Source organism: Rhizobium sp. 007, from assembly GCF_015353075.1.
Lineage (GTDB): Bacteria > Pseudomonadota > Alphaproteobacteria > Rhizobiales > Rhizobiaceae > Rhizobium.
Genome location: NZ_CP064187.1, coordinates 2,307,432 through 2,334,296, shown reverse-complemented (window position 1 = coordinate 2,334,296; position 26,865 = coordinate 2,307,432). Strand labels below are relative to the sequence as shown.

Below are 26,865 nucleotides of genomic sequence, written 5' to 3'. Positions count from 1 at the left end.
TTGTTTCCGGCGCGGGGATCGCGGCATGTTTCCGGGGGCAGAAGCATAAGCTCCCGGGGAGACCAGCGTGGCCATCAAATCCGACATCGAAATTGCGCGTGCGGCAACGAAGAAGCCCATTTTCGAGATCGGCGCGACGCTCGGCATCCCGGCAGAACATCTCGCGCCTTATGGTCACGACAAAGCGAAGGTCCGCGCGGAGTTCATCGCCGCGCAGGCAGGGAAGAAGGATGGCAGGCTGATTCTTGTCACCGCCATCAACCCGACACCGGCGGGCGAAGGCAAGACGACGACCACCGTCGGCCTCGGCGACGGCCTCAACCGGATCGGCAAGAAAGCCGTCGTATGCATCCGCGAAGCGTCACTCGGGCCATGCTTCGGCGTCAAGGGTGGTGCTGCCGGCGGCGGTTATGCGCAGGTCATCCCAATGGAAGACATCAACCTGCATTTCACCGGCGATTTCCATGCGGTCACCGCCGCGCACAACCTGCTCGCCGCGATGATCGACAACCATATCTACTGGGGCAACGAGCTGGACATCGACCTGCGCCGCGTGACCTGGCGCCGCGTGATGGACATGAACGATCGGGCGCTGCGCGAAATGGTGTCTTCGCTTGGCGGCGTTGCCAATGGCTTTCCGCGCCAGAACGGCTTCGACATCACCGTCGCTTCAGAAGTCATGGCGATCCTCTGCCTGGCGACAGACCTCAAGGATCTGGAAGCCCGCCTCGGCAACATCATCATCGGCTATCGCCGCGACAAGACGCCAGTCTATGCCCGCGATCTGAAGGCGGACGGTGCAATGGCGGTGCTCCTGAAAGACGCGATGCAGCCGAACCTTGTCCAGACGCTGGAGAACAATCCGGCTTTCGTCCATGGCGGACCGTTCGCGAATATCGCCCATGGCTGCAACTCGGTGATTGCGACGAAGACGGCGCTGAAGCTCGGCGATTATGTCGTGACCGAGGCGGGATTCGGGGCCGATCTTGGCGCAGAGAAATTCTTCGACATCAAGTGCCGCAAGGCGGGGCTGAAGCCCGATGCGGCGGTGATCGTTGCCACGGTGCGCGCGCTGAAGATGAACGGTGGCGTGAAGAAGGAGGATCTGGCGGCAGAAAACGTCATAGCACTCGTCAAGGGTTGTTCGAACCTCGGGCGGCATCTCGCGAATGTGCGGAAATTCGGCGTTCCGGTGGTGGTCGCGATCAACCATTTCGTTTCGGACACGGATAAGGAAATCGCGGCCGTCCAGGAATACGTTGCTCGCCACGGCGCCGAAGCGATCCTCTGCCGCCACTGGGCGGAAGGCTCGGCTGGTATCGAGGATCTCGCCTACAAGGTGGTGGAACTGGCAGAATCCGGCCAGGCGAGATTCGAGCCGCTTTATGCCGACAGCGTGCCGCTGTTCGAAAAGATCGAAATCGTTGCTTCGAAGATCTATCACGCCGGCGAGGTGACGGCGGACAAGGCGGTTCGCGATCAGCTCATCGTCTGGGAGGAGCAAGGCTACGGCAACCTGCCTGTCTGCATGGCGAAGACGCAGTATTCCTTTTCGACAGATCCGAACCTTCGCGGCGCGCCCGAGGGCCATATCGTGCCGGTGCGCGAAGTTCGGCTTTCGGCAGGCGCCGGGTTCGTCGTCGTCATCACAGGCGAAATCATGACAATGCCGGGGTTACCGAAATCGCCATCCGCCGAGCGGATATTCCTGAATGAGCAGGGTTATATCGAGGGGTTGTTTTGAATTTGCTGCGAAGCTTTATTTTCACCGCAGTGGCGGTCCTTTCGCTGTCTGCAGCGAATGGTCCAATGGCCGCCGATCCGCCGTCTGCCGAGGAGCAGAGCATGGCGGATTTCATCAAGAACACCCCTGGCTGCTTGGAGTTCAGCGACCAGTGCTCGATCTGCGCCATGGTCGACGGCAAGGCCGAATGCTCCACGCCAAAGATTGCCTGCGTCAAGAAGCCGTATGTGTGCACGCGACGTGCGGACAACTGAAGCGGCGATCGGCTCGGCAACCAGCTCTAGATATTGGCGCACTCGCGACGCACGCTAGTGGCAATAACGAAATCCTCCCTTGCGCTGCAGCACGTCCATGTGGAAATGCGTCTCATGCGCGCTATCGCTTTCGGGGTCGAGCACGGTGGAAAAATAGAGGCAGCCGGAGGCGCTGACTGTGCGCTGGAAGGCGCCGGTGAGGGTGGGATCTTCCCGGCGCGGCTTGACCGCGATGTCATCGCCCTTTTCGAAACCGAAGCTTGCAATATCGATGGCGTTGCCGCGGGCATGTTCGGAAATCTTTCCTCTCGCCGCGCCGTTGCGCAGGCGACAGAGGTAAGACGACGCCTGATTGACCGCCGTGATCCGGCCCTGTTCCTTCGCGGCGGCGGTGGCGGCTGGAACGACGCTCTCCTTCATCCAGCGGGCAAGCGCCAGAGCCGCCGGACAGCGCAATGTCGCTTCCGGCTTCACCTTGATGCCGGGAAGCACCTCCACAAGACTGATCGGCTTGTCGATGCCGCAGCCGTGGCCGTCATCGATGCGCGGAATATCCTTGAAGACGGCGCCAAGCGCCTGCAATTGCCTCACGCATTCCGCGTGATCGGCATCGCTTTCCGCTTCGATGGTCAGGTTCTGAGCTTCCAACGTGCCGGGCGCCGGCGGGCCGAACTTCTCCGGCTTCTTGTCCTGCGGCTTTGCCGCCTCCGAAGGCGTCTCGTTTTGAGGGGCGGGCGTGCTCTGTACATCGTTAACGGTTGATGGCCTCCGTTCGGGGGTTGGCGTCGTTTCTGCCGGTGTTGTGGCTTCGCCGGCAATCTGCGGCTTTTTGTGCGGGATGGGACCTTTGTCTGGGAGGCTTGCGCCAGTGAGGATAATCAGGGTTGCGGTGGCCGCTGCAATTGCGATGTTCTTCAAGCTTCAACCGTCCATGGCTGCCGATGGAAAAGGGGCAACGCATGAGGGCGGATTTCGTTGCAATTTCGCAACGTTCCCGGACATCCTTAAAACTTGATAATTGAATTCAAGATAAACCGAGCGTTTATATTGACAATCATACTCATGTTTTTTATGCGGCAGGAAGAAGGCGGAATGTTGGGTCCCGCCGCAAATCCGAAAAGCCTAGCCAGCCCCTCGAGCGCCGGACGCGCACCGACCAGCCAGCCCGGTAGCTATTCATCCTAGAGGGTTGGTTTAATGATTGTCCGCAATTCGCGCGCCGTTCTTTTGGCTTGCACTACACTGTTCGTCTTTGGCGCTGGGTTCCCGGCGTATTCGCAAAGCCAGGAAGAGGAGGCGGCTTCCCAAAAGACGGATCGCGTAACGCCCCTTAAAAAGATCGTCGTCGGTGCAGGGCAGCGAAAGATCGCCATCGATACGCCGCAGGCCGTTACCGTTCTCGACCAAAAGGATATCGATGACCTCCAGGCTGAAACGATCGGGGATATCTTCAAGGATGTGCCTGGCGTCTCCATTGCCGGCAGCGACCGTGTCTTCGGCGAGGCGTTCAATATCCGCGGCATCGGCTCCACCGAGGATTCCGCCGACGGCTCGCGCATCGTGGTGAATGTGGACGGAGCCCAGAAATTCTACGAACAGTACCGGATGGGATCGTTCTTCTCGGACCCTGAACTCTACAAGTCCGTGGAGGTGCTGCGCGGACCGGCCTCTTCAACGCTTTACGGCGCCGGTGCCCTCGGCGGCGTCATCAACTTCACCACCAAGGATGCCTCCGACTTTCTGCAGGAGGGTTATGACAATGCTCTCAGGCTCAAGAGCAGCTATGAAACAAATGGCAACGGCTACCTCGGCTCGTCTATTTTCGCGCATCGCTTCAACGAAGGCGCCGAATTCCTCGGCATGCTGAACAAGCGTGGGTCCAGCCAATTCGAGTTGGGAGACGGCACCGACCTGTCGGGCTCCGACTTCCAGTCGTGGTCAGGTCTTGCCAAAGGGACTTTCCATTTCGGCGATGGCGACGAGCAAACGGTGCGCTTGTCCTATCAGCATTGGGACAGCGATGCTAACGACCAGGACTATGCACAGACCGGCACACAGGCCGCATTCGGTACTGTCGACCGCCATGTAATCGATGATACCGCGGTACTGAGCTACGAAAATCCCGTCAGCGACAATCCGTGGCTCGACCTCAAGGCCAGTCTCTCATACTCTGATACTTCGGTTGACCAGAGCGATGGAACGCTCGGCGGTTTTTCGAACATCATCGATGCCGATTACGGCTACCGGACATGGCAGGCCAATCTCCAGAATACGTCCGAGTTCTCCGGCGATAGCTGGGTAAACTACCTGACTTACGGCACCCAACTGAGCCATCAGGACCGCACCGCGGATTCGCCGCTTGCGACCAGCCCGACGCCCGGTGCGATCGCCACACATCCCGAGGGCACCGACAACAAGGTCGGACTCTTCGTGCAGAACGAATTCGTCTATGACGAGCGGCTGACCATCATCGGCGGCGTTCGCGGCGACTTCGTCTGGAGAGAGCCCGGCGATTCCACGGCGGCTTTCAGCAATGCCGTCGACGTCAACGATCAGGCTTTCTCGCCCAAGCTTGCCGCGCATTACAAGCTCACCGACGAATTCGGCGTTTTTGGATCGATTGCCCACACCGAACGTCTGCCGACGTTGGATGAGCTCTACACCTGGAGCAAAGGAACAAGCCTGGACCTCAAGAAGGAAAAGTCCAATAACTACGAAGTCGGCTTTACAGCAACACGGGATGACATATTCCAGGCGGGCGACAACATCAGTTTCAAGACGACCGCCTTTTACAATGACCTGGAGAATCTCATCGCTACCACGGGCACGGGCGCGTCCTCCTATTTCTACAATGTCGGCAAGGCCCGCATCTATGGCGTCGAAGTCGAAGGGGCGTACGAATCGGACTACGCCTTCGCCAAGCTTGCCTATACCGGCACGCAGGGCCAGGACCGCAGCGATGGGGTGAACTACAACAAGCCGCTGCCGACCGTGCCGGCCCACAAGATCGCCTTCACCCTGGGCGGCCGGCTTCCCGAGCGCGACATCGAATATGGCACCCGCGTAACGCATGCCTTCGAGGCGCAGAACAGCGTCCGCGGAACGGCTGCATCCTCCGGTTCCACGCCCAACCATCTCGTCGTGCCGGCGCCTGATTGGACGACCGTGGATATCTTCGCCTCCTGGAGGCCGCAGAGCGGTGAGATGCAGGGATGGCAGGTCCAGGCCAGCGTCAACAATCTCTTCGATCAATACTATCGGGAAAATACGTCTAACGATTACGCCAAGGGGCGCACGTTCAAGATCACTTTGAGCAAGCAGCTCGACTGGTAGTTCGACTTTGCGGGTTCGCTTCAACTGGTGCCAGCCGGCGAAAGCGAACCCGCTTAAAACCGCTCTTGCGCTTGCCCCAATCTCACGCTAACAATCCTCCCATGAAGACGTCGTTGAACATTGCTGTTTGGTGGTGGGCTCGCTGAGGCGGCCTCGACCAATCGTGTTCAAAGACGACGAGTGAGCCGCCCGAGACTTCGAGGCGGCTTTTTTTGTTTTTAATGGCCGCCTGTCGTCCAGGCCCCGATAACGGAGTGGAACAATGGTAACGATCCTTCGGGACGATGGTGCGGAAATCTACGAGACGAGGGGCGGCGTTACCGTTACCCGGCAGCGCAGGGCGATCCCCTATGCCGATGCGGTGGTCTCCTATGTCGACAAGCTCGATGAGCGTCGCGGCGCGGTCTTTTCCTCCAACTACGAATATCCGGGTCGTTACACACGCTGGGACACGGCCGTCGTCGATCCGCCGCTCGGCATCTCCTCTTTCGGGCGCGACCTCTGGATCGAAGCCTATAACGAGCGCGGCGAAGTGCTGCTCGGCTTCGTGACGGAGCGGCTCAAGACCGTTGCCGAGCTGGAGCTTGGTGCTGCCACCGCGCGCCGCCTCGATCTCAAGGTGAAGATGCCCGATCGCGTTTTCACCGAAGAAGAACGCTCGAAGATGCCGACGGTCTTCACCGTTCTGCGCTCGGTCACCGACCTCTTTTATTCGCAGGCTGACGCCAGCCTCGGCCTTTATGGCGCGTTCGGCTACGATCTCGCCTTCCAGTTCGATGCGATCAATCTGAAGCTCACGCGCCCTTCCGATCAGCGCGACATGGTGCTCTACCTGCCGGACGAAATCCTTGTCGTCGACAATTATTCCGCCAAGGCCTGGATCGACCGCTATGATTTCGCCAAAGACGGCCTGACGACGGAGGGCAAGAAGGGCGAGATCGCGCCCGAGCCCTTCAAGCAGACGGACGCCATTCCGCCGAAGAGCGATCATCGGCCGGGCGAATATGCCGAACTCGTCGTCAAGGCGAAGGAAAGCTTCCGCAAGGGCGATCTCTTCGAGGTCGTGCCGGGGCAGAAATTCATGGAGCGCTGCGACAGCAAGCCTTCGGATATTTCCAAGCGGTTGAAGGCGATCAATCCGTCGCCCTATTCCTTCTTCATCAACCTCGGAAACCAGGAATATCTGGTCGGCGCCTCGCCGGAAATGTTCGTGCGCGTGTCGGGCCGCCGCATCGAGACCTGCCCGATCTCCGGCACGATCAAGCGCGGCGACGACCCGATCGCCGACAGCGAACAGATACTGAAGCTGCTCAACTCCAAGAAGGACGAATCCGAGCTGACGATGTGCTCGGACGTCGACCGCAACGACAAGAGCCGCGTCTGCGAGCCGGGTTCGGTCAAGGTCATCGGCCGCCGGCAGATCGAGATGTATTCGCGCCTCATCCACACCGTTGACCATATCGAGGGGCGTTTGCGTGATGACATGGATGCCTTCGACGGCTTCTTGTCGCATGCCTGGGCCGTCACCGTCACCGGTGCGCCGAAGCTCTGGGCGATGCGCTTCATCGAAAGCCATGAGAAGAGCCCGCGCGCGTGGTATGGTGGGGCGATCGGCATGGTCGGCTTCAACGGTGACATGAACACCGGGCTGACGCTGCGCACCGTGCGCATCAAGGACGGCATCGCCGAAGTCAGGGCAGGGGCGACCCTTCTCAACGATTCCGACCCGCACGAAGAAGAAGCCGAAACCGAACTGAAGGCCTCCGCTATGCTTTCTGCCATCCGCGATGCCAAGACCGGCAACGCCGGCAAGATCCAGCGCGACGTTGCCGCCGTCGGCAAGGGCGTCAACATCCTCTTGATCGACCATGAAGACAGCTTCGTCCACACCCTGGCCAATTACTTCCGCCAGACCGGAGCGACGGTTTCGACCGTGCGCACGCCGGTGCCGGAGGAGATTTTCGACCGGCTGAACCCGGACCTCGTCGTCTTGTCGCCGGGACCTGGCAATCCGAAGGATTTCGATTGCAAGGCGACGATCAAGAGGGCGCGCGCCCGTAACCTGCCGATCTTCGGCGTCTGCCTCGGCCTACAGGCGCTCGCCGAAGCCTATGGCGGCGAGTTGCGCCATCTGGCGCTGCCGATGCACGGCAAGCCGTCGCGCATCCGGGTGCTGGAGCCGGGCATCGTCTTCTCGGGCCTCGCCAGAGAGGTGACGGTCGGCCGCTATCACTCGATCTTCGCCGATCCCTCGACCCTGCCGCGCGATTTCATCATCACGGCGGAAAGCGAGGACGGCACGATCATGGGCATCGAGCATGCGAAGGAGCCGATCGCCGCCGTCCAGTTCCACCCGGAATCAATCATGACGCTCGGCGGCGACGCCGGCATGCGGATGATCGAGAACGTGGTGGCGCATCTGGCGCGCAGGGCGAAGACGAAGGCGGCTTGAGCGAACGCCCGCACTTCAGCCGGTTCGCTGCCGTGGATCGGCCGTTTATGCTCGGCGTTTGACGACGCGCAGGTTCATGTCGGACCGCAGCCTGAAGCCGAGCGACCTATAGAGTCCGATTGCCGGCGTATTGTTTGCATAGGCATGCAGATACGCCGTTTCGCCCCGCGCGGCGATCTCGCCGGCGACAAAACGAAAGAGCAACGTTCCAAGCCCGCGCCGCTGGAATTGCGGATGCGTGCAAAGCCCGCTGAGTTCCGCAAAGCCGGTCTGCCGCAGCCGCTGGCCGGCCATGGCGATGAGCCTGCCTTCAGCCTTGATCCCCCAGAAGGTGCCGAGGCTCTGCGCCCGCCGCGTGAATGGACCGGGCTTGGTCAAGGTCGCAAGCGCCAGCATCTCCTCGGCGTCAGCCTCGCTCAGCGGCTGTATACGTGAATCCGTGATCCTCTCATGCCGCCGTTCGGCGATCATCTGGACGGCTAAAGCCTCGGAAACAGCAGCCAACCCTCGTGGAATGGCGATCGGGCCGGCTTCGACAAGTAGCATCGTTTCGTCGGCTTCCGGGAGGTTTTCCAATGCCTCGAGACTTTCCGGCGTCTCATCCGCCGAGCTGCGAAAGGAACGATGGACGGCGGGTATCGCCGGGCTCTCTCGTTGCCTTCGGCGAGGCTCGCATGCGCGGTGTCGAGCGCGCTCCAGATCGGACGGTCGAGAATATGTCTCATGTCGGTTCCTCCTTCGCGGCGCGGCGGGCGAGGGCAGCTTCGGTAAGACCGTCCTCGATGGCGGCGAGCTGCGCGAGGATCGGTCCGTTCAGATCGCCGCAAAGATCGGCGACTGCCGCCGAGATCCGCGGCCACACCGATTGTTTCGAGTAGTCGACGAGTTCCTGTCCCTTCCGGGAAAGCGAGATCAATCGCCGCCGCTGGTCGTCGGGTGCTGCCTGCATGTCGACCAAGCCCAATTCCAGCAACTGGCTTACTGTCCGGGTGGCACCCGGCTGCGTGATGCCGACCGCCTGCGCAAGCTCGCCGATCGTCAAAGGGCCGGCGCGATCGAGTGCTGCGAGAAAGGGATACTGGGCAGCCTGTATGGCGATGCCGTATTCTTCGATGATCTGCTGGGTATCGGCCTGCAGACGCTCCCCGATGCGGCGGAAACGGCTGCCCATGCACAGAAAACCGAGGGTTCGCACGACGTCGTCAACCACAGGAAACCTCCGCAATCAATCAGCAGTTATATAACGTGTTATGCAATTTTCGTCAATCGATACCGCGGGCGTCCCAATTTGACAAAATACCTATAATCCCCCATATCACCCGCATTGGCCGCCTGCGCGATTTTCGCGCGGGCGGTTTTGCGTTTGAATGGGCCAAATGCTGCAATTCATTCGCATCCGCACTGAGGCTGGCAGGGTGATCGATATGGACGGACAAGGCAATCTCGCGGTTCAGCGGCTGGCGCTTTGGGGCATTCCGCTATCGCTCGGTGTCATGGGACTGAAGATGGCAGCGTGGTGGGTCACCGGCTCGGTCGCGCTGCTTTCGGACGGTCTTGAGTCGACCGTCAATGTCGTTGCCGCCTTCATTGCCTATTTCGTCATTCGCTACGCCCAGAAGCCGGCCGATCACGACCATCCGTTCGGGCACCAAAAGGCCGAGTATCTCTCGGCGGTGACCGAAGGCGCGCTCATCGTGGTCGCCGCGCTTTTGATCGTCAAGGAGGCGATCGGCCATCTGGCGGCGCCGCGCATGCTTGACGCGCCTGCACTCGGCCTCGCGATCAATTTCGCGGCGGGCGTGATCAACGCCGTCTGGGCGCAGCTGCTGATCCGGACTGGCCGGAAACACCGCTCGGCGGCGCTCGCCGCCGACGGCCAGCATATCATGTCGGACGTCGTGACGTCCGTCGGCGTGCTGATCGGCCTGTTACTGGCGATCGCGACCGGCTATCCGATCTTCGACCCGGTGCTTGCGATCCTGGTTGCCGTCAACATCCTCTATCAGGGCTGGAAGGTGATCTCGCATTCGATCGGTGGGCTGATGGACCAGGCGGTGGAACCGGAGGAAGAGGAGGCGATCAAGCAGGCGATCGCCACGCATGCGGCGGGCTCGATCGGCGTTCACGACCTGAAGACCCGCCGGGCGGGGTCCGTCACCTTCGTCGATTTTCATCTCGTGGTTCCGGCCGCAATGCCGGTAAGGCAGGCGCACGATATCTGCGACTGCCTTGAAGATGCCATCCGCGCGGTGCATCCGGGCGCCAGCATTGCCATTCACGTCGAGCCCGAGGGCGAAAGGGCCCATGGGATCCGCGTCAAAGTCGTAAAGGACGTCTAATGCCGAAAACCGATGTTTCCAGCCTGTCGATGCTGGGGAAAGAGACCGAAACAGCCAAGTCGCCGGAAGAGGCGGTGCTGGAGAGGGTGCCGTCGAACCATGCGGGCACCGACTACGTGGTGCGCTTCACCGCGCCGGAATTCACCTCGCTCTGCCCGATGACCGGCCAGCCGGATTTCGCCCATATCGTTATCGATTACATTCCGAACGAATGGCTGGTGGAGTCGAAGTCGCTGAAGCTCTTCCTGCATTCCTTCCGCAACCACGGCGCCTTCCATGAGGATTGCTCGATCTATATCGCCAAGCGGATCGTCGAACTGCTCGATCCGAAGTGGCTACGGATCGGCGCCTATTGGTATCCGCGCGGCGGTATTCCGATCGACGTCTTCTGGCAGACAGGCAAGCCGCCGGAAGGCGTGTGGCTGCCCGACCAAGGTGTCGCGACCTATCGCGGCCGCGGCTGAGGCTTAGGCCGATCGATCAGACATCGAAACTGTCGTCGCCGGACTGATCGCTAGCGACGTCGTCATCATTGTTGTCGTCGCTGCTGTAGTCGGCCTGCCGGATGTCATTATTATTGTTGTCATCGGCAACCTGGGGGTTCTGATCGCCATCGTAGTTGTTGATGACGGTCTCCTCGGTGGGGGCGCCGGCATTGCCAGAAGGGTTGCTGCCGGAAAAAGGCGAGCCCCAGCCGAGCGACGACATATGATTGCCGAAGATGCCGCTCAACGAATTGGCAAGCAGCATGCCGCCCGCCACGCCGGCGGCGGTGCCGAGCGCTCCGCGAAGGAAGCTGCCGCCAGCAGACGGTGCGCCGGGTTGCGGGTCCCACGGGCCGCTCGGCTGCTGTCGCATCGGGCGGACGGGTTCGTCGTAACCGCGATCTTGATGGATGGTCTGGCGCGGCGCATTGCCCCAGGGATCCGAGGTCGGTGCCGGCTGCTGCGCCTGGCCGGTGCCGAAGATCGAGCTCAAAAAACCGCCGCCCTGTTCGGCCTGGTGATGTTGGCTTTCGCCGGCCTCGAGCTGGCGGATGCGCTCTTCCAGTTCCTTGATGTGGTTGGCGGCCGCTTCAAGACCCTTTTCCTGAACGATGACGGCCTGCGCCAGATAATAGGTCGTATAGGGCTGCTCGCGCACGCCCTGATCGATGAAGGCCTCCGCTTCGCGGTCGCGCGGTGTCGCAGCGGCGGTGCGGATCCTGTCGAAGAGGCCGGCCAGCAATTGGCGTTCTTCCGGTGACATAGCTGTCTCCTTGTGTCTTTCGTGCGGACATGGCCGCCTGAGGATGACGTAGGAACGGATTTTGGCTTTTCAAAGCCGCGGCGCGTTACATTTCGGTAAGGCGCTCAGGACCGGACCCAGACGCGCAGCGGGCCGAGCGACGTAAAGCCAAGCTCCAGCGCATCGCTCAAATCCTCGCCGTGCTCGTAGCCGACGATCGGCATGCCGGGAAAGATCTCGGCCGCCTTCTGCACCAGCCCGGCGCGGACGGCGCGGTCGCTCTTTTTGATGGCAAAGACATTCGAATGGCCGACCACATCCGACTGGCGATTGAGAATGCCGCCGCCGCAGAGCGCTTCGCTCTCGAAGGCGGCAAGAAAGGCGATATCCGCATTGCGCAGCAGCGGTTCAGCGAAGATCGGCGTTGTCTGCGGCGGTTCGCCGGCGCCCCAGGCTCTTTCCCAAAGCTCGAGTTCAACCGCCGTCGTGATCCGCTTCCATGTCAGGGAATGCTCTTTCGGCGCATGAATCTCAACCGCCGCCTCGATGCCGATCCATTCGGCCTCGAACAAGATTTCGAAACCGAGAGGAGTAAGGGTGAGCGCGGCGTAGCTGTCCTTGACGCCCCAGCCGCCTTTTCGCGAGCGGATCAGCACAGCGATCGCTTCCTCCTGCTCGCGTGCGCTATCAGCGCCCGTCAGCGTTATGACGTCCGGATAAAAGGGCGGCGTGCCCTGGCGGTGAAGCCAGACGGTTGCGGAAAATTCGCCGGACACGCCTTGTGCCTGACAGACGGCATTGCACCACAGCGCATTGTTGCGGACAGCCGCGCGCAGCATTTCCGATGTCATTTTCGCCTCCGCTTTCGAGCTCTCCGGCAGAATGCGAGCATATCGCCGGTTTGTCATAAGAATATCTTCACCCGTTCCGTGCCTTGTCTTTTTCCCGCATTGTTTTACCCATTGAGTCGCACTATGTGCGAGGAACCCGATTTGGAAGTAAGAGAGGTTCGAATGAACGACGAAGAACAAGACGACGACAAGACGAAGGAGCTGCCGCTCGGCAAGGAAACGGAGGCGAATCTTTTCAAGTCGCGTTCGATCTTCATCTACGGGCCGATCAACCAGGAAATCGCCCAGAAGGTCTGCTCGCAGCTCGTGGCGCTTGCCGCAGCCAGCGACGAGGACATCCGTATCTATGTCAGTTCGCCCGGTGGTCACGTCGAATCCGGCGATTCGATCCATGACATGGTCAAATTCATCAAGCCAAAGGTCTGGATGATCGGCACCGGCTGGGTCGCCTCGGCCGGCGCGCTGATTTACGTCGCGGTACCGAAGGAACGGCGTCTTTGCCTGCCGAACACGCGCTTCCTGCTGCACCAGCCGTCCGGCGGCACGCGCGGCATGGCCTCCGACATCGAGATCCAGGCACGCGAGATCATCAAGATGAACGAGCGGCTGAACAAGATCATGGCGGCCGCCACTGGCCAGTCGATCGAGAAGATCGCCGCCGACACTGACCGCGACTACTGGCTTTCGGCAGAAGAAGCCAAGGCTTACGGCCTGGTTTCGCGGATCGTAACGTCGCAGAACGAGATTTGATTCACTTCGCCCCGGTGGGGAGAAGGCGGGCTGAAGGCTCGAATGAGGGGGCGGCGCGGCAAGCGTTGCCCCTTTTTTCTTGGTAAGCAGCTGGTGTTTGCACCGATCTCAAGGATCGATCGCCCGGCTAGGCCGGCCCGGACATTTCCCTTACGAGCACCTTCTCCCTGAGGGGAGACGAGGGAACCATAAGGCGGGCATCTGGACTTGCGCGACTCCATTCGATGGGGCTCCATGCAACTTTTCCAGTCATCCGAGACCCGCCATGCTCAAAGACTTTTCCCTCCAGGCCCTGTTCATGGGCGTCCTCACAGCCTTTGTCGGCTTTGCCAGTTCCTTCGCCGTCGTGCTGCAAGGATTGCAGGCAGTGGGCGCAACGGATGGGCAGGCGGCCTCCGGTCTTATGGCGCTGTCGATCTCGATGGGCATCTGCGGCATCGTGCTGAGCGCGGTAACACGGCTTCCAGTCAGTATTGCCTGGTCGACGCCGGGCGCAGCACTTCTTGCGAGCACCGGGGCGATCGAGGGTGGGTTCAATGCCGCCGTCGGTGCCTTTCTGATCTGCGCGGTGCTGATCGTCGTCGCCGGCCTCTTCAAGCCGCTTGGCCGCGCGGTGGCCGCGATCCCGGCGCCGCTTGCCAATGCCATGCTTGCCGGCGTGCTGCTCGGCCTCTGCTTTGCGCCGGTAAAGGCGATCGCCTTCAATCCGCTGCTCGGGCTGCCCATCATTCTCGCCTGGATCATCGTCGGCGCCTTCAGGCGGCTCTGGGCAGTGCCTGCCGCCCTCGGCGCCTTCGTGCTGGTACTGACATTCGGCATCGACATTCCGGACGAAGCGCTGGCCTTGATCGGGCGGTCGCTTGTGCCGACAATCGAGATCGTCCGTCCGGTGTTCAATCTTGCGGGCCTCGTTTCGGTCGCGCTTCCGCTCTTCATCGTCACCATGGCATCGCAGAACATTCCGGGCATCGCGGTGCTGAAGGTCAATCTTTATGATCCGAAGCCGGGGCCGCTCTTTGCCGTCACCGGCTTCTTTTCGGGTCTTTCCGCGCCCTTCGGCGGCCATGCCGTCAATCTGGCGGCGATCACGGCGGCGATGTGTGCGGGGCAGGACGCGCATGCAGATCCGAAGCGACGTTATTGGGCGGCGCTGATCTCCGGCGCCGGCTATGTGGTGTTCGGACTGCTTGCCGGCGTCGTGACAGCCTTTGTGGCTTTGGCGCCGCCGATCCTGATTCAGGCGGTCGCAGGGCTGGCCCTCGTCGGCGCCTTCTCCGGATCGGCGATGGCCGCCTTTCAGGCGCCGGAATCGCGCGAGGCTGCGGCGATCACCTTTCTGGTGACGGCATCGGGCGTTTCCTTCGCCGGCATTTCCGGAGCGTTCTGGGGGCTCGTGGCCGGCGGGTTGATGCTGGCGCTGTCGCGTTTCGTGCAGGCGGCAAGAACATAGGCGGGGGGTTGCCGTTTTTTTGTTCGGCAGCTATAAGCGCGGGCATGAAGACCACTGGCGCAAAGATTTCCGACACTATTGTCCGCGGCCGCGTTGCCCTGCGTGACAACACGCGCGCCCTGACGTCGCTTCTTCTCCTCGGCCTTACACGCGGTTGCCGGGTCCTTTGAGGAGCGCCCGGCGGCCGAAAGCCCGCTGGCCCTATCGCTCCTCGCGACGAATTCCCTGAATTCAACATAGACCAACAAGGTCCGCATTTGCTGTCGCCAAGCCCGCCATGATGGGCTAAGACGCGGGGCAAATTGCCGGGACGAGGAAGAAGACAATGGACGCGAAGACGCAAAATCCCGCAAAAGGCATGCAATCCGCAGGCGTGAAATACCGCCCGTACCCGCAGGTGAACATTCCCGACCGCACCTGGCCCACGAAGACGATCAGCAAGGCGCCGGTCTGGTGCTCTGTCGACCTTCGCGACGGCAATCAGGCGCTGGTGGACCCGATGGGCCATGACCGCAAGGATCGCATGTTCCAGCTGCTGCTCGACATGGGCTTCAAGGAAATCGAGATCGGCTTTCCCTCCGCCTCGCAAACGGACTTCGACTTTGCGCGCTGGTGCATCGAGGAAGGAAATGTGGCGGACGACGTTTCGCTGCAGGTCCTGGTTCAGTGCCGCCCTGAGCTGATTACCCGTACCTTCGAGGCGCTGCAGGGTGCCAACAAGCCGATCGTGCATTTCTACAACTCGACGAGCGAGCTGCAGCGCCGCGTGGTTTTTGCCAAGGACGTGCCGGGTATCAAGCAGATCGCCGTCGATGCGGCGAAGATGATCACCGACATGGCGGCGAAAGCCGGCGGCGGCTACCGCTTCGAATACTCGCCGGAAAGCTTCACCGGTACCGAGCTCGAAGTGGCGCTGGAAATCTGCAATGCCGTCATCGACGTGATGAAGCCGACGGCGGACAACAAGCTGATCATCAACCTGCCGTCCACCGTCGAGATGGCGACGCCGAACGTCTATGCCGACCAGATCGAATGGATGTGCCGCAATCTCGACAATCGCGAGAACCTGATCGTCTCGCTGCATCCGCATAACGACCGCGGCACCGGTATTGCGGCAGCCGAGCTCGGTCTGCTGGCAGGCGCCGACCGCGTCGAGGGTACGCTCTTCGGCAACGGCGAGCGCACGGGCAATGTCGATGTGGTGACGATGGCGCTCAACATGTTCACGCAGGGCGTCGATCCGGAAATCGACTGCTCCGACATCGAGCGCATCAAGAGCGTCTTCGAATATTCGAACCAGATGACGATCGGCGAGCGCCACCCTTATGTCGGCGAACTGGTCTATACGGCCTTTTCCGGCTCGCATCAGGATGCGATCAACAAGGGTATGAAGGCGATCAAGGTCGCCAACCATCCGGTGTGGGAAGTGCCCTATCTGCCGATCGACCCGCAGGATGTCGGCCGCTCCTACGAGGCGATCATCCGCATCAACTCGCAGTCCGGCAAGGGCGGCATCGCCTATATCCTGCAGCAGGACTACGGGCTCAATCTGCCGCGCAATCTCCAGGTCGAGTTCCGCGAGGACATCCAGCGCATCACCGACGAGGAAGGCAAGGAACTGCCGTCGCGCCGCATCTACGACCGCTTCATCGAGCGCTACGTGACGCAACCCGAGGGCCGCATCAAGTTCGTCGATCATCACACCTTCGCCGATCCAGAGCGCAAGGGCGTGCGTGTCGTCGCCGCTGAGATCATCGACAATGGCGTGACGAAGCGTATCGAAGGCCGCGGCAACGGCCCCATCGACGGCTTCATCAACGCGCTCTCGCACTATCTCGGCATCGAGATGTCGGTCGAAGACTACTCCGAGCACTCCCTGCAGCACGGCTCGAATGCGGCGGCCATCTCCTACGTCGAGACCGCCTATCCCGGCGGCAAACTCTTCGGTGCCGGCATCAGCACCAATATCGTCGGCGCCTCGCTCGAAGCGATCGTCTCGGCGGCCAACCGCGTGCTGGATGTGAGAGCCGGGAAGAACTGATCGAGATTGCGCAGCGGGCGCCGCCGGCTGCGCGTTTCGCCTCTCAGGCGGCGAAAGATGGCTTGCGCGGGCGGACGATGCAGTCGGCAATGTCGGCGATTTCATTCTGCGCCTCGGCGTGGCGCTGGCCCCATTGGCAGAGCGCCAGCAGCACCGGTTCAAGCCCAAGCCCGAGCTCCGTCGCGGTATATTCGACGCGCGCGGGAACTTCGGCAAACACCTCGCGCCTTACCAGACCATGTTCCTCCATTTCGCGTAGCTGCTGGATCAGCACCTTCTGCGTGATCTCCGGCATCATGCGTTTCAGCTCCGAAAGGCGCTTCGGGCCGCAGAAAACGTAGTAGAGGATAACCGGTTTCCAGCGCCCGGCGATCACCTTTAGGGCGCGTTCGACGGGCAATTTGGGCAGTCTCTTGATGAGTTCAGCCATGGTCACTTCCTGGTGGGTATGGCACGAAAGAGTGTCTATTCCTGCCGCCGAGCTTACTGATAAAGCGCTGCCCACGCCATTCAAACGTGAGGTCTGCCCATGAAAGCCGTCCGCTTCGGCCATTTCGGTCCCCCTGAGGTTCTCAAGGTCGTCGAGGTGCCGAAAGCAATGCCGCGCGAAGGGGAGGTGCTCGTTCGGGTCCGTACTGCAGGCGTCAACTTCTTCGAAGTGCTGATGCGCGCCAACCGGTATGCAGTGACGCCGCAATTGCCGATGATCCCGGGTGTTGAAGTCGCGGGTGTTGTCGAGGCGATAGGCGAGGGAGTTGATTCCGCTGTCATCGGTGCGCGCGTTGCCGTTCCGCTTTTCGCGCTCGGGCGGGGTGAGGGTTATGCGGAGTACGTCGCCGTGCCGGGTGCGTCAGTGATCTCGATCCCCGACGCGTTGTCCTTCGAGGCGGCGGTTGCGCTGATGGTGCAGGGGCTGACGGCGCTGCATATGGTGCGTCAGGCGCCGCCACGGGACAAAACCGTTCTTGTCCACGCGGCGGCCGGGGGCGTTGGCTCGCTGCTGGTGCAATTGGCGAAGCGTGAGGGCGCCGGATCGGTCATCGCGACGGCAAGCAGCGAGAAGAAGAGGTCGCTCTCCCGCACGCTGGGCGCGGATGCGGCGATCGACTATACAGCCGAGGGCTGGCAGGAGACCCTCCGTGAGAAGGCGCCCGTCGATCTGATCTACGATACGATCGGTGGCGAGGTGACACGTGCCTCCCTTGCAGCGCTTGCGCCGGGTGGAGAGCTTGTCTTTGCTGCACTGGGCCGCTTTCGGCTTGAGGTTGCCGACCTGAATTCCATGTTCGAGACGAACCAGACGCTTAAGGGATTTGCGCTGCTGCCGCTGTTATCTGAAACGCTGGCGGACGATCTCTCCGCGCTGTTTTCGCTTGCCGTCTCCGGCGCGCTGATCGTCGCAAAGGGCGCGAGTTTTCCGCTGGACAAAGCTGCCGATGCGCATCGCGCCATCGAAAGCCGGGGCGTCAGCGGCAAGGTGGTGCTGGTCCCGTAAGGCTCAGATCGCGGTTGCGACTTCCATGGCGATCTGGCTGAGCGAGGCTTCGGCGGAAGGTCCGGCCAGGACGTAGGAGGTGCCGGCATTGTGCCAGGTGATCAGGCCGATTTCGTCCCTGATCGTTTCCTTGAAATCCTCGGACTCGGGCGGCTGGGCATCCTTGCGGAAGCAGATGGAGATGAGATCGCCGTCCGTGCTCGTATAGACCAGCTGGCCGACCGGCTTTCCGTCGCCAAGAAGCACGCGGGCGCCCTGGAAGGCCCAGCCGTCGGTAGACAAGTCAGGCACGCGGAAGGCGACGCCGACCGTGGACGTCAGCCAGTTGGAAATCTCCTCGGCCTGGGTAGAGGGCACCTCGACGATATGCCGCGGCTGGCGGATCATTAGGCGCTGGTAGGCGGTGATGTCGTTCAGCCAGTTCTTGCTGCTGGCATTGTCGTCCGCGATCTGCGTCGTGCCATTGCCCGTGGGAGTGCCAGGGCTCGTGCCGGCGAGATAGCCGATGCCGCAGCCGACGATAAAAAGGATGATCGCTGCGGCCAGTGCCTGCGTGCCGCTCGGCGCGAGCTTCATCGACGGGCGGGTGGTTCGCGGCGCGATCGGCGCCTTGGGCGGCTGGACGCTCTTGATCGAGCGCACGAGTGCCAGCGGAACCGGCTCCTTAAGAATATCGTCCAGACGGCGGCGGCCGAAATCGGCGCCGTGACGCAGCTTGTCGTAAAGCCGGCGCGCACCTTCGTCGGTGGCGAGGCGCTGCTCCAGCTCATGCTTCTGTTCCGGCGTCGTTTCGCCGTCGAGAAGGGCGGTCAGCTGGGCGTCAAGCGATAGTTTTTTGAAATCGGGCAAAGTTCAGTACCTGTGAGGATGATCGTCGGCGAGGCTTGCGAAGTGCAGCCGCGCCGCGGCAAGCTGCGCGGGCACGCTGCCGGCCGATATGCCCATGATGTCGGCGGTCTGCTGATAGGTATGTCCTTCGACAGCGACGAGCAGGAAGACGCTCGAAATGCCTTCAGGCATTTCGGCGAGCATGCGGTGTATGGCATCGGTATCGGCGACGGCTGCGCGGTCGCGCGCCGCGTCGCGGATATCCGTGACGTTGCTCTTGGAAGCCGGTCGCGCCTTGCGTCTGCGGCCATCGTCGCTCCACTGTTGGCGGGCGAGTGTGTAAATCCAGCTTTCGAGCCGGCCTTCGCCGCTCCACTGGTGGCTCTTTGCCACCGCACGCTGACAGACCGCCTGCACCAGATCGTCGGCAGCAGCCGCATCGCCGGCAAGCGTCATCGCGAAGCGCCGCAGCCGCGGGAGCAGGCCCACCAGGTCGCGTCGGATATCGATGGTCGTTACAGGCTGACGCATAGTTTCATTTCATGAATGTGTTCGGGCGAGGCACCCGATGTGGGCCAAGCTTTTTATATCGTGGAAGTGACCTTTATGGAACAATTTTGCACTGCCGCGCAAGAAGAAGACGGCGCGGTCGAAGAATTCCCAAAGGTTTCTCTCTTGGTCGCCGGAGCGGCCCCCGTTTCAATAGGTCCGGTAGCCGTTCAGGCTCTGCAATAGCGCCCGATAAGCCCAGGTGTTTTCCCCGCCGCGGTCGCGAATTTCGACGAGCTGGACGCGGGCACCCTGGATGTCACCTTCTTCGGCCAGGGCCTGGCCCATGTATGATCGTGCGAGAATATAATTCTCGTCGGCTTGCAGCGCCTTGCGGTAATAGGACATTCCAAGTTCCATCCGGCCCGCCTTGCGGTTTGCATAGCCGAGATAGTTCAGGATACGTGGATCGTTCTTGTTCCTGGCGAGGTTCAAGACGGTGATGGCATTTTCATATTGGCCGGCATAGGCGAATTCGCGCGCTGCCTCGTAGAGGTCGTCGTCGTTAAAGCTGCTCTTCTTCGGCGCGACGCATTCCTTCCTCTTCTTGTCCCACACCTTGCCGTCGGCGCATTTGGTCGTGGTTTCGGTCTTCGGAGGCGGGCCCGTCTCGTCGCTTTCGTCACCGACGGCGAAGGCTGGTACCGAGAGCCCGGCCGCAAGGCCGAATGCGAGGATGAGACGGCAGATGCGGTTTGCTGCGGCGCGCATGGCTTGTTCCCTGATCGGCGGCGATTGCGGCCGGATTGTACAGTGGGATTTGGAAATACCAAGGGCTTAAGCATTGCCTGGGGGAAAATCGTAGCGGCTTCAGAAAGTGATTCAAAAAGCGGCGAAAAAGATTCCGCTTTTCCGTCTAAAGCTTGAAAATGTCGACACTTTCCGACGAAACGCCATCGCCCATGTCGTTCAAGCTGAAGCGTTCGCCCCTCAGTTCCCAGGCGCCGGGCGAACCGTCGATGCTGAAGAGATTATAGGCGGCACGGGGCTTCAAGCCACCTGGTCCCTGCGAGGCGGAAGCAATGCCGACTACAGGCACGGGACCGGTCTGGCCGCGCAGCCAGTGGAGCGTATTGAGATGCGTATGGCCGTGGAGCACGAGTTCTGCGCCGCCGGTCGAGACGACGGCGGCAAAGCGGCGGATGCCGATCATCCGCTTGTAGAAAGCAGTCGCGCCGCGGATCGGCGGGTGGTGGATCATGACGACGCGAAAGAGGCCGGCTTCACCGGCCGCGCGGAGCATGTTGACGGTCTCGCGGGCCTGCCGCTGGCTGAAGAAGCCGCTGGCGGCAAATGGTGGCGTGGCGACGGCCGTCGAGCAGCCGACGAGCGCGACTTTGCCGCGGACGCGGAGATAGGGAAAGATGTGCTTGTCTTCCTCCCATTCGGCTGGGGCGAGGTCGCCGCGCACATAGTCATACCAGGCGCGCATGGATTTCTCGTAGGCGCCGGGCACATAGGCGTCGTGATTGCCGGGAACCACGGAGGTTTCCGCCGGTTCCCCGAGCGCGCGAAGCCAGGCGGCGGCGGAGCGGATCTCAATGCCGCTTGCGAGATTCACCAAGTCGCCGGTCACGGCCAGGTGGTCCGCATGGCGCGCACGGATATCCTCCAGGAGCAGATCCAGCGTGCCGCCGAAAAGATGCTTGCGCCTGTGGCGGTGCCAGTTCACAAAGCCGGTAATGCGCTTCGAGAAAAGCTCGCGGAATGAAAGATTGGGAAGTGGGCCGAGGTGGATATCCGAGATATGCGCGAGCTTGAACATGCTACGACACATAGACCAGGATATTTACAAATCAAACACATCCGATTGAACGAAATAGTGAAAACAGACCCATGACGATCAAGGAAATCAGGCCCTGGCAATCCAAGCTGCTGATGCGGATCGTGCATGGCTATTTCGCCCTCGCGCGCGGCATGACCATGGGCGTGCGGGCGGCTTGTTTCGATTCGTCGGGGCGGATTTTTCTGGTCCGCCACAGCTACCTTCCCGGCTGGCATATGCCTGGCGGCGGGCTGGAGCGCAACGAGACGGCAGAGGAAGCGCTGATCAAGGAACTGCGCGAGGAGGGCAACCTCAAGATCATCGGCAGGCCGCAGCTCTTCCATGTCTATTTCAACGCATCGGCGAGCCGGCGCGATCATGTGGTCTTCTACCGCGCCGAGGTCGAGCAGACCGCGCCGCGCAAGCCGGATCGCGAAATTGTCGAATGCGGCTTCTTCGCGCTCGACGGTCTGCCGGACGGCACGACTGAAGCGACGAGGCGCAGGCTGAGGGAGTTGAGCGGCGAAGAGCCAGCCGCTCACTTCTGGTAGGATTCACGCGGCAGCGGCAAGCTTGGCGCGGCCGTGCAGGCGGTCGAGATCGAGAGCCGGGCCGACCGGGACCACGCCCGTCGGATTGATCGTCCTGTGGCTGCGGTAATAGTGCTCCTTGATGTGGCGCAGGTTCACCGTCTCCTTGACGCCCGGCGTCTGGTAAAGATCGCGCAGGTAGCCCGAGAGGTTCTTGTAGTCTTCGATGCGGCGGATGTTGCACTTGAAGTGGCCGACATAGACTGCATCGAAGCGCGCCAGCGTCGTGAACAGCCGCCAGTCGGCTTCCGTCAGCCGGTCGCCGAAGAGATAGCGACTTTTGCCGAGACGCTCGTCCAGCATGTCCAGCGTTTCGAAAATCTTCACGACATTCTCTTCGTAGGCTTCCTGCGTCGTTGCAAAGCCTGCCTTGTAGACGCCGTTGTTGACGGTGTCGTAGACGATCGTATTCAGCGCATCGATATCGGCGCGGAGAGCGGCGGGATAGAAATCCGTCTTCGAATCGGTCAGCCCGTCGAAGGCACTGTTGAACATGCGGATGATCTCGGCCGATTCATTATTGACGATCGTACCGGTCTTCTTGTCCCAGAGCACGGGAACGGTGACGCGGCCGGAATAGTGCGGATCGGCCTTCACGTAGATCTCGAAGAGGGTCCTTGCACCGTAAAGGTGATCGCCGGTCGCGCCGTCGCCGACTTTGAATTCCCAGCCTTTCTCGGCCATCAGCGGATCGACGACGGACACGGAGATGATGTCGTCGAGCTTCTTCAGTTTGCGGAAAATGAGCGTGCGGTGTGCCCAGGGGCAGGCGAGCGAGACATAGAGATGATAGCGGTCAGCCTCGGCCTTGAAGCCGCCGGTGCCCGTCGGTCCTGCCTCTCCAGTGGCCGTGATCCAGTTGCGGAACTGAGAGGCCGCGCGCTTGAAGTGGCCCTTCGTTTTTTTCGTATCGTACCCGACGTTCTGCCAGACGCCGTCAACCAGCATGCCCATTGTGCGCTTCCTTCAAATTCGCCGTTGGCAGAAACATATTGCACGCGGCCGATCTTTGCAGGGGTGCAAAGACTGAACAGTGCGTCACAAATGTTTTTTCGGTCGCGTCACTTTGCGTTGGACGAGGGAAATTTTTCCTGCTATCGGCCGTTTCACATTTTCTCAGGAACCCGATTTGTTTTACGCATCCAGAAATCTGCGACGACGCTGATGCTTCCGAACGCCTAAGCGCGTGCTCGAAAATCATCGCTTCCGTCTATCCGGTTTCTGTCTCATCATGCACAAGCACGATCTGGTCTACCTCACCGAGGATGCGTCTCACGACGCGGCTATCGAACACATCAACGAAGAAGCATTCGGCCCTGGCCGGCACACGCGTGCGGCTGCGCGCATCCGCGAGCAGGGGCCGCACGATCTGTCGCTCTCCTTCATCTGTACTGATGACGGCGAAACGATCGCCTCGGTCAGGATGACGCCGGTCATGGCGGGCGATGTTAAAGGGCACCTGCTCGGGCCACTTGCCGTCCGGCCAACGCACAAGAATATGGGCATCGGCCGCGAACTCGTGCGGATCGCGGTGGAGGCGGCAAGGCGCAAGGGCTCCGAGGCTGTCATCCTTGTCGGCGATCCGCCGTATTATTGCCCGCTCGGCTTCGAGAAGGTCGCCTACAACGCGCTCGCCTTTCCCGGGCCAGTCGATCCCGCCCGCGTTCTGGTCGTTTCGTTTGCCGAAGATGCGCATCAGCGTCTCAAGGGTATAATCGGCTGGCGTGCATAGTTCATATGTTCTATCGCTGATTTTCCCTGACCTCACTTTGCGCGAGGTTTCGGCAGCTTGGTGGAGGGCGGCATGAGCGGAATTTCGATGGACGAGGCGCTGGATCGCGCCGGGACGGGCGCATTTCAGCGGCGGCTGATGGCGATTTTCGGGCTTGTCTGGGCGGCTGACGCCATGCAGGTGCTAGCCGTCGGGTTCACGGCCGCTTCGATCGCCGCCACGTTCCAGATGACGGTGCCGCAGGCACTGCAGACCGGAACGCTTTTCTTCCTCGGCATGCTGATCGGCGCCGTCGTCTTCGGCCGGCTCGCCGACAGGGTGGGCCGACGCTCCGTGCTGATCCTGACGGTCGCCTGTGACGCCTTGTTCGGTACGCTTTCGATCTTCGCTCCGGATTTCACCAGCCTGCTCGTTCTGCGCTTCTTAACGGGGATGGCTGTTGGCGGCACCTTGCCGGTCGACTATGCGATGATGGCGGAATTTCTGCCCGCAAAGAACCGAGGCCGTTGGCTCGTCGTGCTCGAGGGGTTCTGGGCGGTCGGCACGTTGATCGTTGCGCTTGCCGCATGGGCCGCAAGCGTCGCCGGCGTTGCCGATGCGTGGCGCTACATCTTTGCCGTGACGGCGCTGCCCGCCATCTTCGGCATCGGGCTACGCTTCTTCGTGCCGGAATCGCCGCTCTATCTGTTGCGGACAGGCCGTGCCGAAGACGCCAAGGCGATCGTCAACCGCATGCTGAAACGCAACGGCAGGCCGGAGCTTGCCGCCGCCGATCAGATTGTGCCGGCCCCGCATGCGCCTTCAGAGGGCATCTTCTCCGCCTCGCTTCGCCGCCGCAGTCTGATTATCCTGGCGATATGGTTTCTCGTTTCGGTCTCCTATTACGGCGTGTTCACCTGGATGCCTGCAAGGCTTGCCGGCGAGGGCTTCGGTTTCGTGCGCGGCTATGGCTTTCTCGCCTTCGTGGCGCTCGCCCAGATACCGGGCTACGTGCTCGCGGCCTACGGTGTCGAGAAATGGGGACGGCGGCCAACGCTGATCGGCTTCTGCCTGCTTTCGGCGGCGGGATGCCTGCTCTTCGTGCTTTCGCCGGATGACGTGCTGATCGGGGCATCGCTGCTGATCATGAGCTTCGCGCTGCTCGGCACTTGGGGCGGCGCTTTACGCCTATACGCCCGAGCTCTACCCGACGGCATCGCGCGCCACCGGGATGGGGACCGCAGGCGCCATGGCTCGGCTCGGCGGGCTTGCCGCACCATCGCTAATGGCATTCGTCGTGTCGCTGGGCCTCGGCATCGCCATCGGGCTATTTGCAGCGCTGCTGGTGGTGGCTGCCATCGCCGCGCTCGCGATCGATGCGGAAACGCGGCGGGTCTCGCTCGCCTAAGCGAGACTCATCGTCCTTCACGCCACCACATGGCGCCGAAGGCGAGCAGCAGCACGCCGACGCCGGCAAAACCGGCAAAGAGCGGCAGGGTATTGATCCCCTTCAGCACGGTCTCGTTCGTCAACTTGATCTGCATGCGGTCATTGTCGGCGACGCGAACCTGGCCGCGAACCGGCAGGATCGGCGGAACTTCGATCGCTCCATTTGTATCTGAAACGCGGGTGACAAGGCCGCGTGTCTTGCCGGAAATCGGCTTCAGCACATCCGTCGTCGAAATCATCGCCTTGAATTCGGGCGCATCGACGGCGCCGACATGAACGAGCGTCGTCAGGTCGCCGTTGCGGATTTCGAAGAGGCCGATCTCGTCCATCTTCTTCTCGGCCTTGAAGAGACCGGGTTCGGACTGGTTCAGCGGCAGATTTTCCGTCTTGCCTGATGGATATCGGACTGTGGCCTCGCCCGGATTGTCGCCGATCGTCTGGCGGGTTACCTCCAGTGTGCGGCCGGAGGCGCGCGCCGTCAGCGCTTCTTCCTCCAGCGCCGGTTCCTTCATCAGCCAATGGGCGATGCGGCGGTAGAGCGAGACGTGCGGGCCGCCGCCCTCGAAGCCGCGGGCCCAGAGCCAGCCCTGGTCGGAGAGCAGCATGGCGACGCGCCCCTGGCCGGCACGGTTCAAAAGCAGCAGCGGATGATTGTCTGCGCCAACCATGACCGTCTGGCCATGCGGAGACGCGACATCGACGCTGCGGAACCAGCGGCCCCAATGCGGCGGCTCGTCAGCGGAGCCGTCGAGGCCGCGGGTGACGGGATGCTTGCGGCCCTCCTCGGAGAGGCGGGGATAGAAGGCCTTGTCGATCATCTGGCCGGTCGGCTCGGCAGGGAGAACGGCCGAAAGCGGCGTCAGTGCGATCGAATCCTGGCCGGCATGCTCGGGACCTGCGGCAATCAGCAGCGCACCGCCGTTTTCGACATATTGTGCAATGTAGTCATAGTAGAGGATCGGCAGCACGCCGCGGTGCTGGTAGCGGTCGAAGATGATCAGGTCGAAGTCTTTGATCTTGTCGACGAACAGCTCGCGTGTCGGGAAGGCGATCAGCGAAAGCTCGTTGATCGGCGTGCCGTCCTGCTTTTCAGGGGGGCGCAGAATGGTGAAATGGACGAGATCGACCGAGGCGTCGGACTTCAGGAGATTGCGCCAGGCGCGCTCGCCGGCATGCGGCTCGCCGGAGACCAAAAGCACGCGCAGGTTTTCGCGGATGCCATCGATGACATGAACGGCGCGGTTGTTTGCCTCCGTCACTTCGCCAGGCAGCCCGGCCACCGAGAATTCCAGCACGTTGCTGCCGCCGCGCGGAACCTTAAAGGAAAACGGCGTATCCTGCCCCGGTGTCGCCTGGAGCGCGGCGATCACGTCGCCGTTCAGCTTCACAGTCACATCGGCCGTGGTGCCCGGGCTCGGGCCGTCGTCGAAGACGCGCAGGACCAGTTGCTGCTCTTCATTGACGATGCCGAAGCGCGGCGCCTTGATCACCTCGACGCGGCGGTCAAATTCGTTGGCCTTGCCGGTGATCAGGCCGTGGACCGGCGCGTCAAAGCCGAGCGCCTGATTGACGCCCGGCGCATCATGCACTTCGCCATCCGTCAGCATGATCGCGCCGCCGATGCGCGCTGGAGGTACGTCGGCAACGGCGGCCGAAAGGGCGGAAAAGAGGCGTGTGGAGGGCGTATCGGAATTTTCAGGCTCGGTCGCATCGACATAGCGCGGTTCAATATTCGGGAAACGAGAGAGGCGATCCTTCAACTGCGCCAGCGCCTCGTCGGTCATCTTGATACGTTCCGGCGTCTGCTGACTCTGGCTCCGATCGACGATGACGGGAACGACCGTCGAAAGCTGCTCGCGATCTTCCTGCATGAGTAGCGGATTTGCGAGCGCTGCCAGCAATGCGAGGGCGGCGAGCGTGCGGATCCAGGCGCCGCGGATGCCGCGCCAGATGGCGAAGACCGCGACAACCGCGACGACGGCCGCGAGCGCTGCAAGAACCGGCCAGGGAATAAAGGGCGAAAAATCAACCGTCATG

General features: G+C 61.6%; 22 protein-coding genes and 3 pseudogenes. 13 read left to right on the top strand and 12 right to left on the bottom strand.

Features of this window, described 5'->3' with window-relative positions; translation table 11 throughout:
- Window positions 1–67 precede the first annotated feature (67 nt).
- Window positions 68–1,744, top strand: a complete 1,677-nt coding sequence (locus tag ISN39_RS11750) for a formate--tetrahydrofolate ligase (RefSeq protein ID WP_074069081.1) — start codon at window positions 68–70, stop codon at window positions 1,742–1,744.
- Window positions 1,745–1,809: 65 nt separating this feature from the next.
- A complete protein-coding gene (locus ISN39_RS11745; RefSeq protein WP_237361694.1) occupies window positions 1,810–1,998 on the top strand; it encodes a hypothetical protein in 189 nt (62 codons plus the stop codon).
- A gap of 54 nt (window positions 1,999–2,052) precedes the next feature.
- On the opposite strand, the gene ISN39_RS11740 is transcribed toward ISN39_RS11745, so the two are convergent.
- Window positions 2,053–2,916: an extensin family protein gene (locus ISN39_RS11740; protein WP_194727610.1), complete on the bottom strand. Its 864-nt coding sequence runs from the start codon at window positions 2,914–2,916 to the stop codon at window positions 2,053–2,055.
- A 279-nt stretch (window positions 2,917–3,195) separates the two neighbouring features.
- On the opposite strand from ISN39_RS11740, the gene ISN39_RS11735 reads away from it, so the two are divergent.
- Window positions 3,196–5,331 (top strand): TonB-dependent receptor, encoded by a 2,136-nt coding sequence (locus ISN39_RS11735; protein ID WP_194727609.1) that lies wholly within the window; start codon window positions 3,196–3,198, stop codon window positions 5,329–5,331.
- A 262-nt stretch (window positions 5,332–5,593) separates the two neighbouring features.
- Window positions 5,594–7,783 (top strand): anthranilate synthase, encoded by a 2,190-nt coding sequence (locus ISN39_RS11730; protein WP_074069078.1) that lies wholly within the window; start codon window positions 5,594–5,596, stop codon window positions 7,781–7,783.
- A gap of 45 nt (window positions 7,784–7,828) precedes the next feature.
- Here the strand turns inward: ISN39_RS11730 and ISN39_RS11725 are convergent.
- Together ISN39_RS11725 and ISN39_RS11720 are read right to left on the bottom strand one after the other, a co-directional pair.
- Window positions 7,829–8,508: pseudogene (locus tag ISN39_RS11725) on the bottom strand (GNAT family N-acetyltransferase).
- On the bottom strand, window positions 8,505–8,993 hold the full coding sequence (locus tag ISN39_RS11720) for a MarR family transcriptional regulator (protein WP_194727608.1): 489 nt from the start codon (window positions 8,991–8,993) through the stop codon (window positions 8,505–8,507). The pseudogene ISN39_RS11725 and the gene ISN39_RS11720 overlap by 4 nt, the downstream one beginning before the upstream one ends.
- 214 nt (window positions 8,994–9,207) lie before the next feature.
- On the opposite strand from ISN39_RS11720, the gene emfA reads away from it, so the two are divergent.
- Window positions 9,208–10,122, top strand: coding sequence for a CDF family cation efflux transporter EmfA (gene emfA, locus ISN39_RS11715; RefSeq protein WP_194730165.1), 915 nt, complete (start codon window positions 9,208–9,210; stop codon window positions 10,120–10,122).
- Window positions 10,122–10,586, top strand: coding sequence for a preQ(1) synthase (gene queF, locus ISN39_RS11710; protein WP_074069075.1), 465 nt, complete (start codon window positions 10,122–10,124; stop codon window positions 10,584–10,586). Before emfA ends, queF begins: the two co-directional genes overlap by 1 nt.
- 16 nt (window positions 10,587–10,602) lie before the next feature.
- Here queF and ISN39_RS11705 read toward each other — a convergent pair whose 3' ends face one another.
- Complete coding sequence (locus tag ISN39_RS11705) at window positions 10,603–11,370, bottom strand: DUF2076 domain-containing protein (protein ID WP_194727607.1); 768 nt, start codon at window positions 11,368–11,370, stop codon at window positions 10,603–10,605.
- Between the two features lie 104 nt (window positions 11,371–11,474).
- A complete protein-coding gene (locus ISN39_RS11700; RefSeq protein WP_194727606.1) occupies window positions 11,475–12,200 on the bottom strand; it encodes a hypothetical protein in 726 nt (241 codons plus the stop codon).
- A 162-nt stretch (window positions 12,201–12,362) separates the two neighbouring features.
- On the opposite strand from ISN39_RS11700, the gene ISN39_RS11695 reads away from it, so the two are divergent.
- The 3 genes from ISN39_RS11695 to leuA all read left to right on the top strand — a co-directional run bounded on the left by ISN39_RS11695 (window position 12,363) and on the right by leuA (window position 16,441).
- A complete protein-coding gene (locus ISN39_RS11695) occupies window positions 12,363–12,950 on the top strand; it encodes an ATP-dependent Clp protease proteolytic subunit (protein ID WP_194727605.1) in 588 nt (195 codons plus the stop codon).
- 265 nt (window positions 12,951–13,215) lie between these two features.
- On the top strand, window positions 13,216–14,400 hold the full coding sequence (locus tag ISN39_RS11690) for a benzoate/H(+) symporter BenE family transporter (RefSeq protein WP_194727604.1): 1,185 nt from the start codon (window positions 13,216–13,218) through the stop codon (window positions 14,398–14,400).
- Between the two features lie 325 nt (window positions 14,401–14,725).
- Window positions 14,726–16,441 carry a 2-isopropylmalate synthase gene (gene leuA, locus ISN39_RS11685; RefSeq protein ID WP_194727603.1) on the top strand — a complete coding sequence of 572 codons (1,716 nt, stop codon included), beginning with the start codon at window positions 14,726–14,728 and terminating at the stop codon, window positions 16,439–16,441.
- Between the two features lie 43 nt (window positions 16,442–16,484).
- On the opposite strand, the pseudogene ISN39_RS11680 reads toward leuA, so the two are convergent.
- Window positions 16,485–16,965, bottom strand: a pseudogene (locus ISN39_RS11680) (helix-turn-helix domain-containing protein); the annotation flags it as partial.
- A 5-nt stretch (window positions 16,966–16,970) separates the two neighbouring features.
- On the opposite strand from ISN39_RS11680, the gene ISN39_RS11675 reads away from it, so the two are divergent.
- Window positions 16,971–17,936 (top strand): zinc-binding dehydrogenase, encoded by a 966-nt coding sequence (locus ISN39_RS11675; protein WP_194727602.1) that lies wholly within the window; start codon window positions 16,971–16,973, stop codon window positions 17,934–17,936.
- Between the two features lie 3 nt (window positions 17,937–17,939).
- Here ISN39_RS11675 and ISN39_RS11670 read toward each other — a convergent pair whose 3' ends face one another.
- The 4 genes from ISN39_RS11670 to ISN39_RS11655 form a co-directional block, all read right to left on the bottom strand.
- Window positions 17,940–18,785 (bottom strand): anti-sigma factor, encoded by an 846-nt coding sequence (locus ISN39_RS11670; RefSeq protein ID WP_194727601.1) that lies wholly within the window; start codon window positions 18,783–18,785, stop codon window positions 17,940–17,942.
- Between the two features lie 3 nt (window positions 18,786–18,788).
- Window positions 18,789–19,295 carry an RNA polymerase sigma factor gene (locus tag ISN39_RS11665; protein ID WP_194727600.1) on the bottom strand — a complete coding sequence of 169 codons (507 nt, stop codon included), beginning with the start codon at window positions 19,293–19,295 and terminating at the stop codon, window positions 18,789–18,791.
- A gap of 168 nt (window positions 19,296–19,463) precedes the next feature.
- Window positions 19,464–20,024 carry a hypothetical protein gene (locus ISN39_RS11660; RefSeq protein WP_194727599.1) on the bottom strand — a complete coding sequence of 187 codons (561 nt, stop codon included), beginning with the start codon at window positions 20,022–20,024 and terminating at the stop codon, window positions 19,464–19,466.
- A 145-nt stretch (window positions 20,025–20,169) separates the two neighbouring features.
- Window positions 20,170–21,090 (bottom strand): metallophosphoesterase, encoded by a 921-nt coding sequence (locus tag ISN39_RS11655; RefSeq protein ID WP_335727755.1) that lies wholly within the window; start codon window positions 21,088–21,090, stop codon window positions 20,170–20,172.
- 59 nt (window positions 21,091–21,149) lie between these two features.
- Here ISN39_RS11655 and ISN39_RS11650 point away from each other — a divergent pair, with 59 nt between their 5' ends.
- Window positions 21,150–21,629: an NUDIX domain-containing protein gene (locus ISN39_RS11650; RefSeq protein WP_246763188.1), complete on the top strand. Its 480-nt coding sequence runs from the start codon at window positions 21,150–21,152 to the stop codon at window positions 21,627–21,629.
- A 3-nt stretch (window positions 21,630–21,632) separates the two neighbouring features.
- Here ISN39_RS11650 and ISN39_RS11645 read toward each other — a convergent pair whose 3' ends face one another.
- A complete protein-coding gene (locus ISN39_RS11645; RefSeq protein WP_194727598.1) occupies window positions 21,633–22,622 on the bottom strand; it encodes a glutathione S-transferase family protein in 990 nt (329 codons plus the stop codon).
- A 277-nt stretch (window positions 22,623–22,899) separates the two neighbouring features.
- Between ISN39_RS11645 and ISN39_RS11640 the strand changes: the two genes are divergently transcribed.
- Together ISN39_RS11640 and ISN39_RS11635 are read left to right on the top strand one after the other, a co-directional pair.
- The gene (locus ISN39_RS11640; protein WP_194727597.1) at window positions 22,900–23,400 is read left to right on the top strand and encodes an N-acetyltransferase; all 501 of its coding nucleotides are present in this window, start codon (window positions 22,900–22,902) and stop codon (window positions 23,398–23,400) included.
- 72 nt (window positions 23,401–23,472) lie between these two features.
- Window positions 23,473–24,787 (top strand): annotated as a pseudogene (locus tag ISN39_RS11635) (MFS transporter).
- 7 nt (window positions 24,788–24,794) lie between these two features.
- Here ISN39_RS11635 and ISN39_RS11630 read toward each other — a convergent pair.
- Window positions 24,795–26,864 (bottom strand): hypothetical protein, encoded by a 2,070-nt coding sequence (locus ISN39_RS11630; protein ID WP_074069061.1) that lies wholly within the window; start codon window positions 26,862–26,864, stop codon window positions 24,795–24,797.
- Window position 26,865: the final 1 nt, after the last annotated feature.

Coding starts and splice junctions, on each gene's coding strand:
- ISN39_RS11745 (WP_237361694.1), top strand. CDS start 1,810: ATGGCCGCCGATCCGCCGTCTGCCGAGGAGCAGAGCATGGCGGATTTC.
- ISN39_RS11735 (WP_194727609.1), top strand. CDS start 3,196: ATGATTGTCCGCAATTCGCGCGCCGTTCTTTTGGCTTGCACTACACTG.
- ISN39_RS11730 (WP_074069078.1), top strand. CDS start 5,594: ATGGTAACGATCCTTCGGGACGATGGTGCGGAAATCTACGAGACGAGG.
- emfA (WP_194730165.1), top strand. CDS start 9,208: ATGGACGGACAAGGCAATCTCGCGGTTCAGCGGCTGGCGCTTTGGGGC.
- queF (WP_074069075.1), top strand. CDS start 10,122: ATGCCGAAAACCGATGTTTCCAGCCTGTCGATGCTGGGGAAAGAGACC.
- ISN39_RS11705 (WP_194727607.1), bottom strand. CDS start 11,370: ATGTCACCGGAAGAACGCCAATTGCTGGCCGGCCTCTTCGACAGGATC.
- ISN39_RS11700 (WP_194727606.1), bottom strand. CDS start 12,200: ATGACATCGGAAATGCTGCGCGCGGCTGTCCGCAACAATGCGCTGTGG.
- ISN39_RS11695 (WP_194727605.1), top strand. CDS start 12,363: ATGAACGACGAAGAACAAGACGACGACAAGACGAAGGAGCTGCCGCTC.
- ISN39_RS11690 (WP_194727604.1), top strand. CDS start 13,216: ATGCTCAAAGACTTTTCCCTCCAGGCCCTGTTCATGGGCGTCCTCACA.
- leuA (WP_194727603.1), top strand. CDS start 14,726: ATGGACGCGAAGACGCAAAATCCCGCAAAAGGCATGCAATCCGCAGGC.
- ISN39_RS11675 (WP_194727602.1), top strand. CDS start 16,971: ATGAAAGCCGTCCGCTTCGGCCATTTCGGTCCCCCTGAGGTTCTCAAG.
- ISN39_RS11665 (WP_194727600.1), bottom strand. CDS start 19,295: ATGCGTCAGCCTGTAACGACCATCGATATCCGACGCGACCTGGTGGGC.
- ISN39_RS11660 (WP_194727599.1), bottom strand. CDS start 20,024: ATGCGCGCCGCAGCAAACCGCATCTGCCGTCTCATCCTCGCATTCGGC.
- ISN39_RS11655 (WP_335727755.1), bottom strand. CDS start 21,090: ATGTGTCGTAGCATGTTCAAGCTCGCGCATATCTCGGATATCCACCTC.
- ISN39_RS11650 (WP_246763188.1), top strand. CDS start 21,150: ATGACGATCAAGGAAATCAGGCCCTGGCAATCCAAGCTGCTGATGCGG.
- ISN39_RS11645 (WP_194727598.1), bottom strand. CDS start 22,622: ATGGGCATGCTGGTTGACGGCGTCTGGCAGAACGTCGGGTACGATACG.
- ISN39_RS11640 (WP_194727597.1), top strand. CDS start 22,900: ATGCACAAGCACGATCTGGTCTACCTCACCGAGGATGCGTCTCACGAC.
- ISN39_RS11630 (WP_074069061.1), bottom strand. CDS start 26,864: ATGACGGTTGATTTTTCGCCCTTTATTCCCTGGCCGGTTCTTGCAGCG.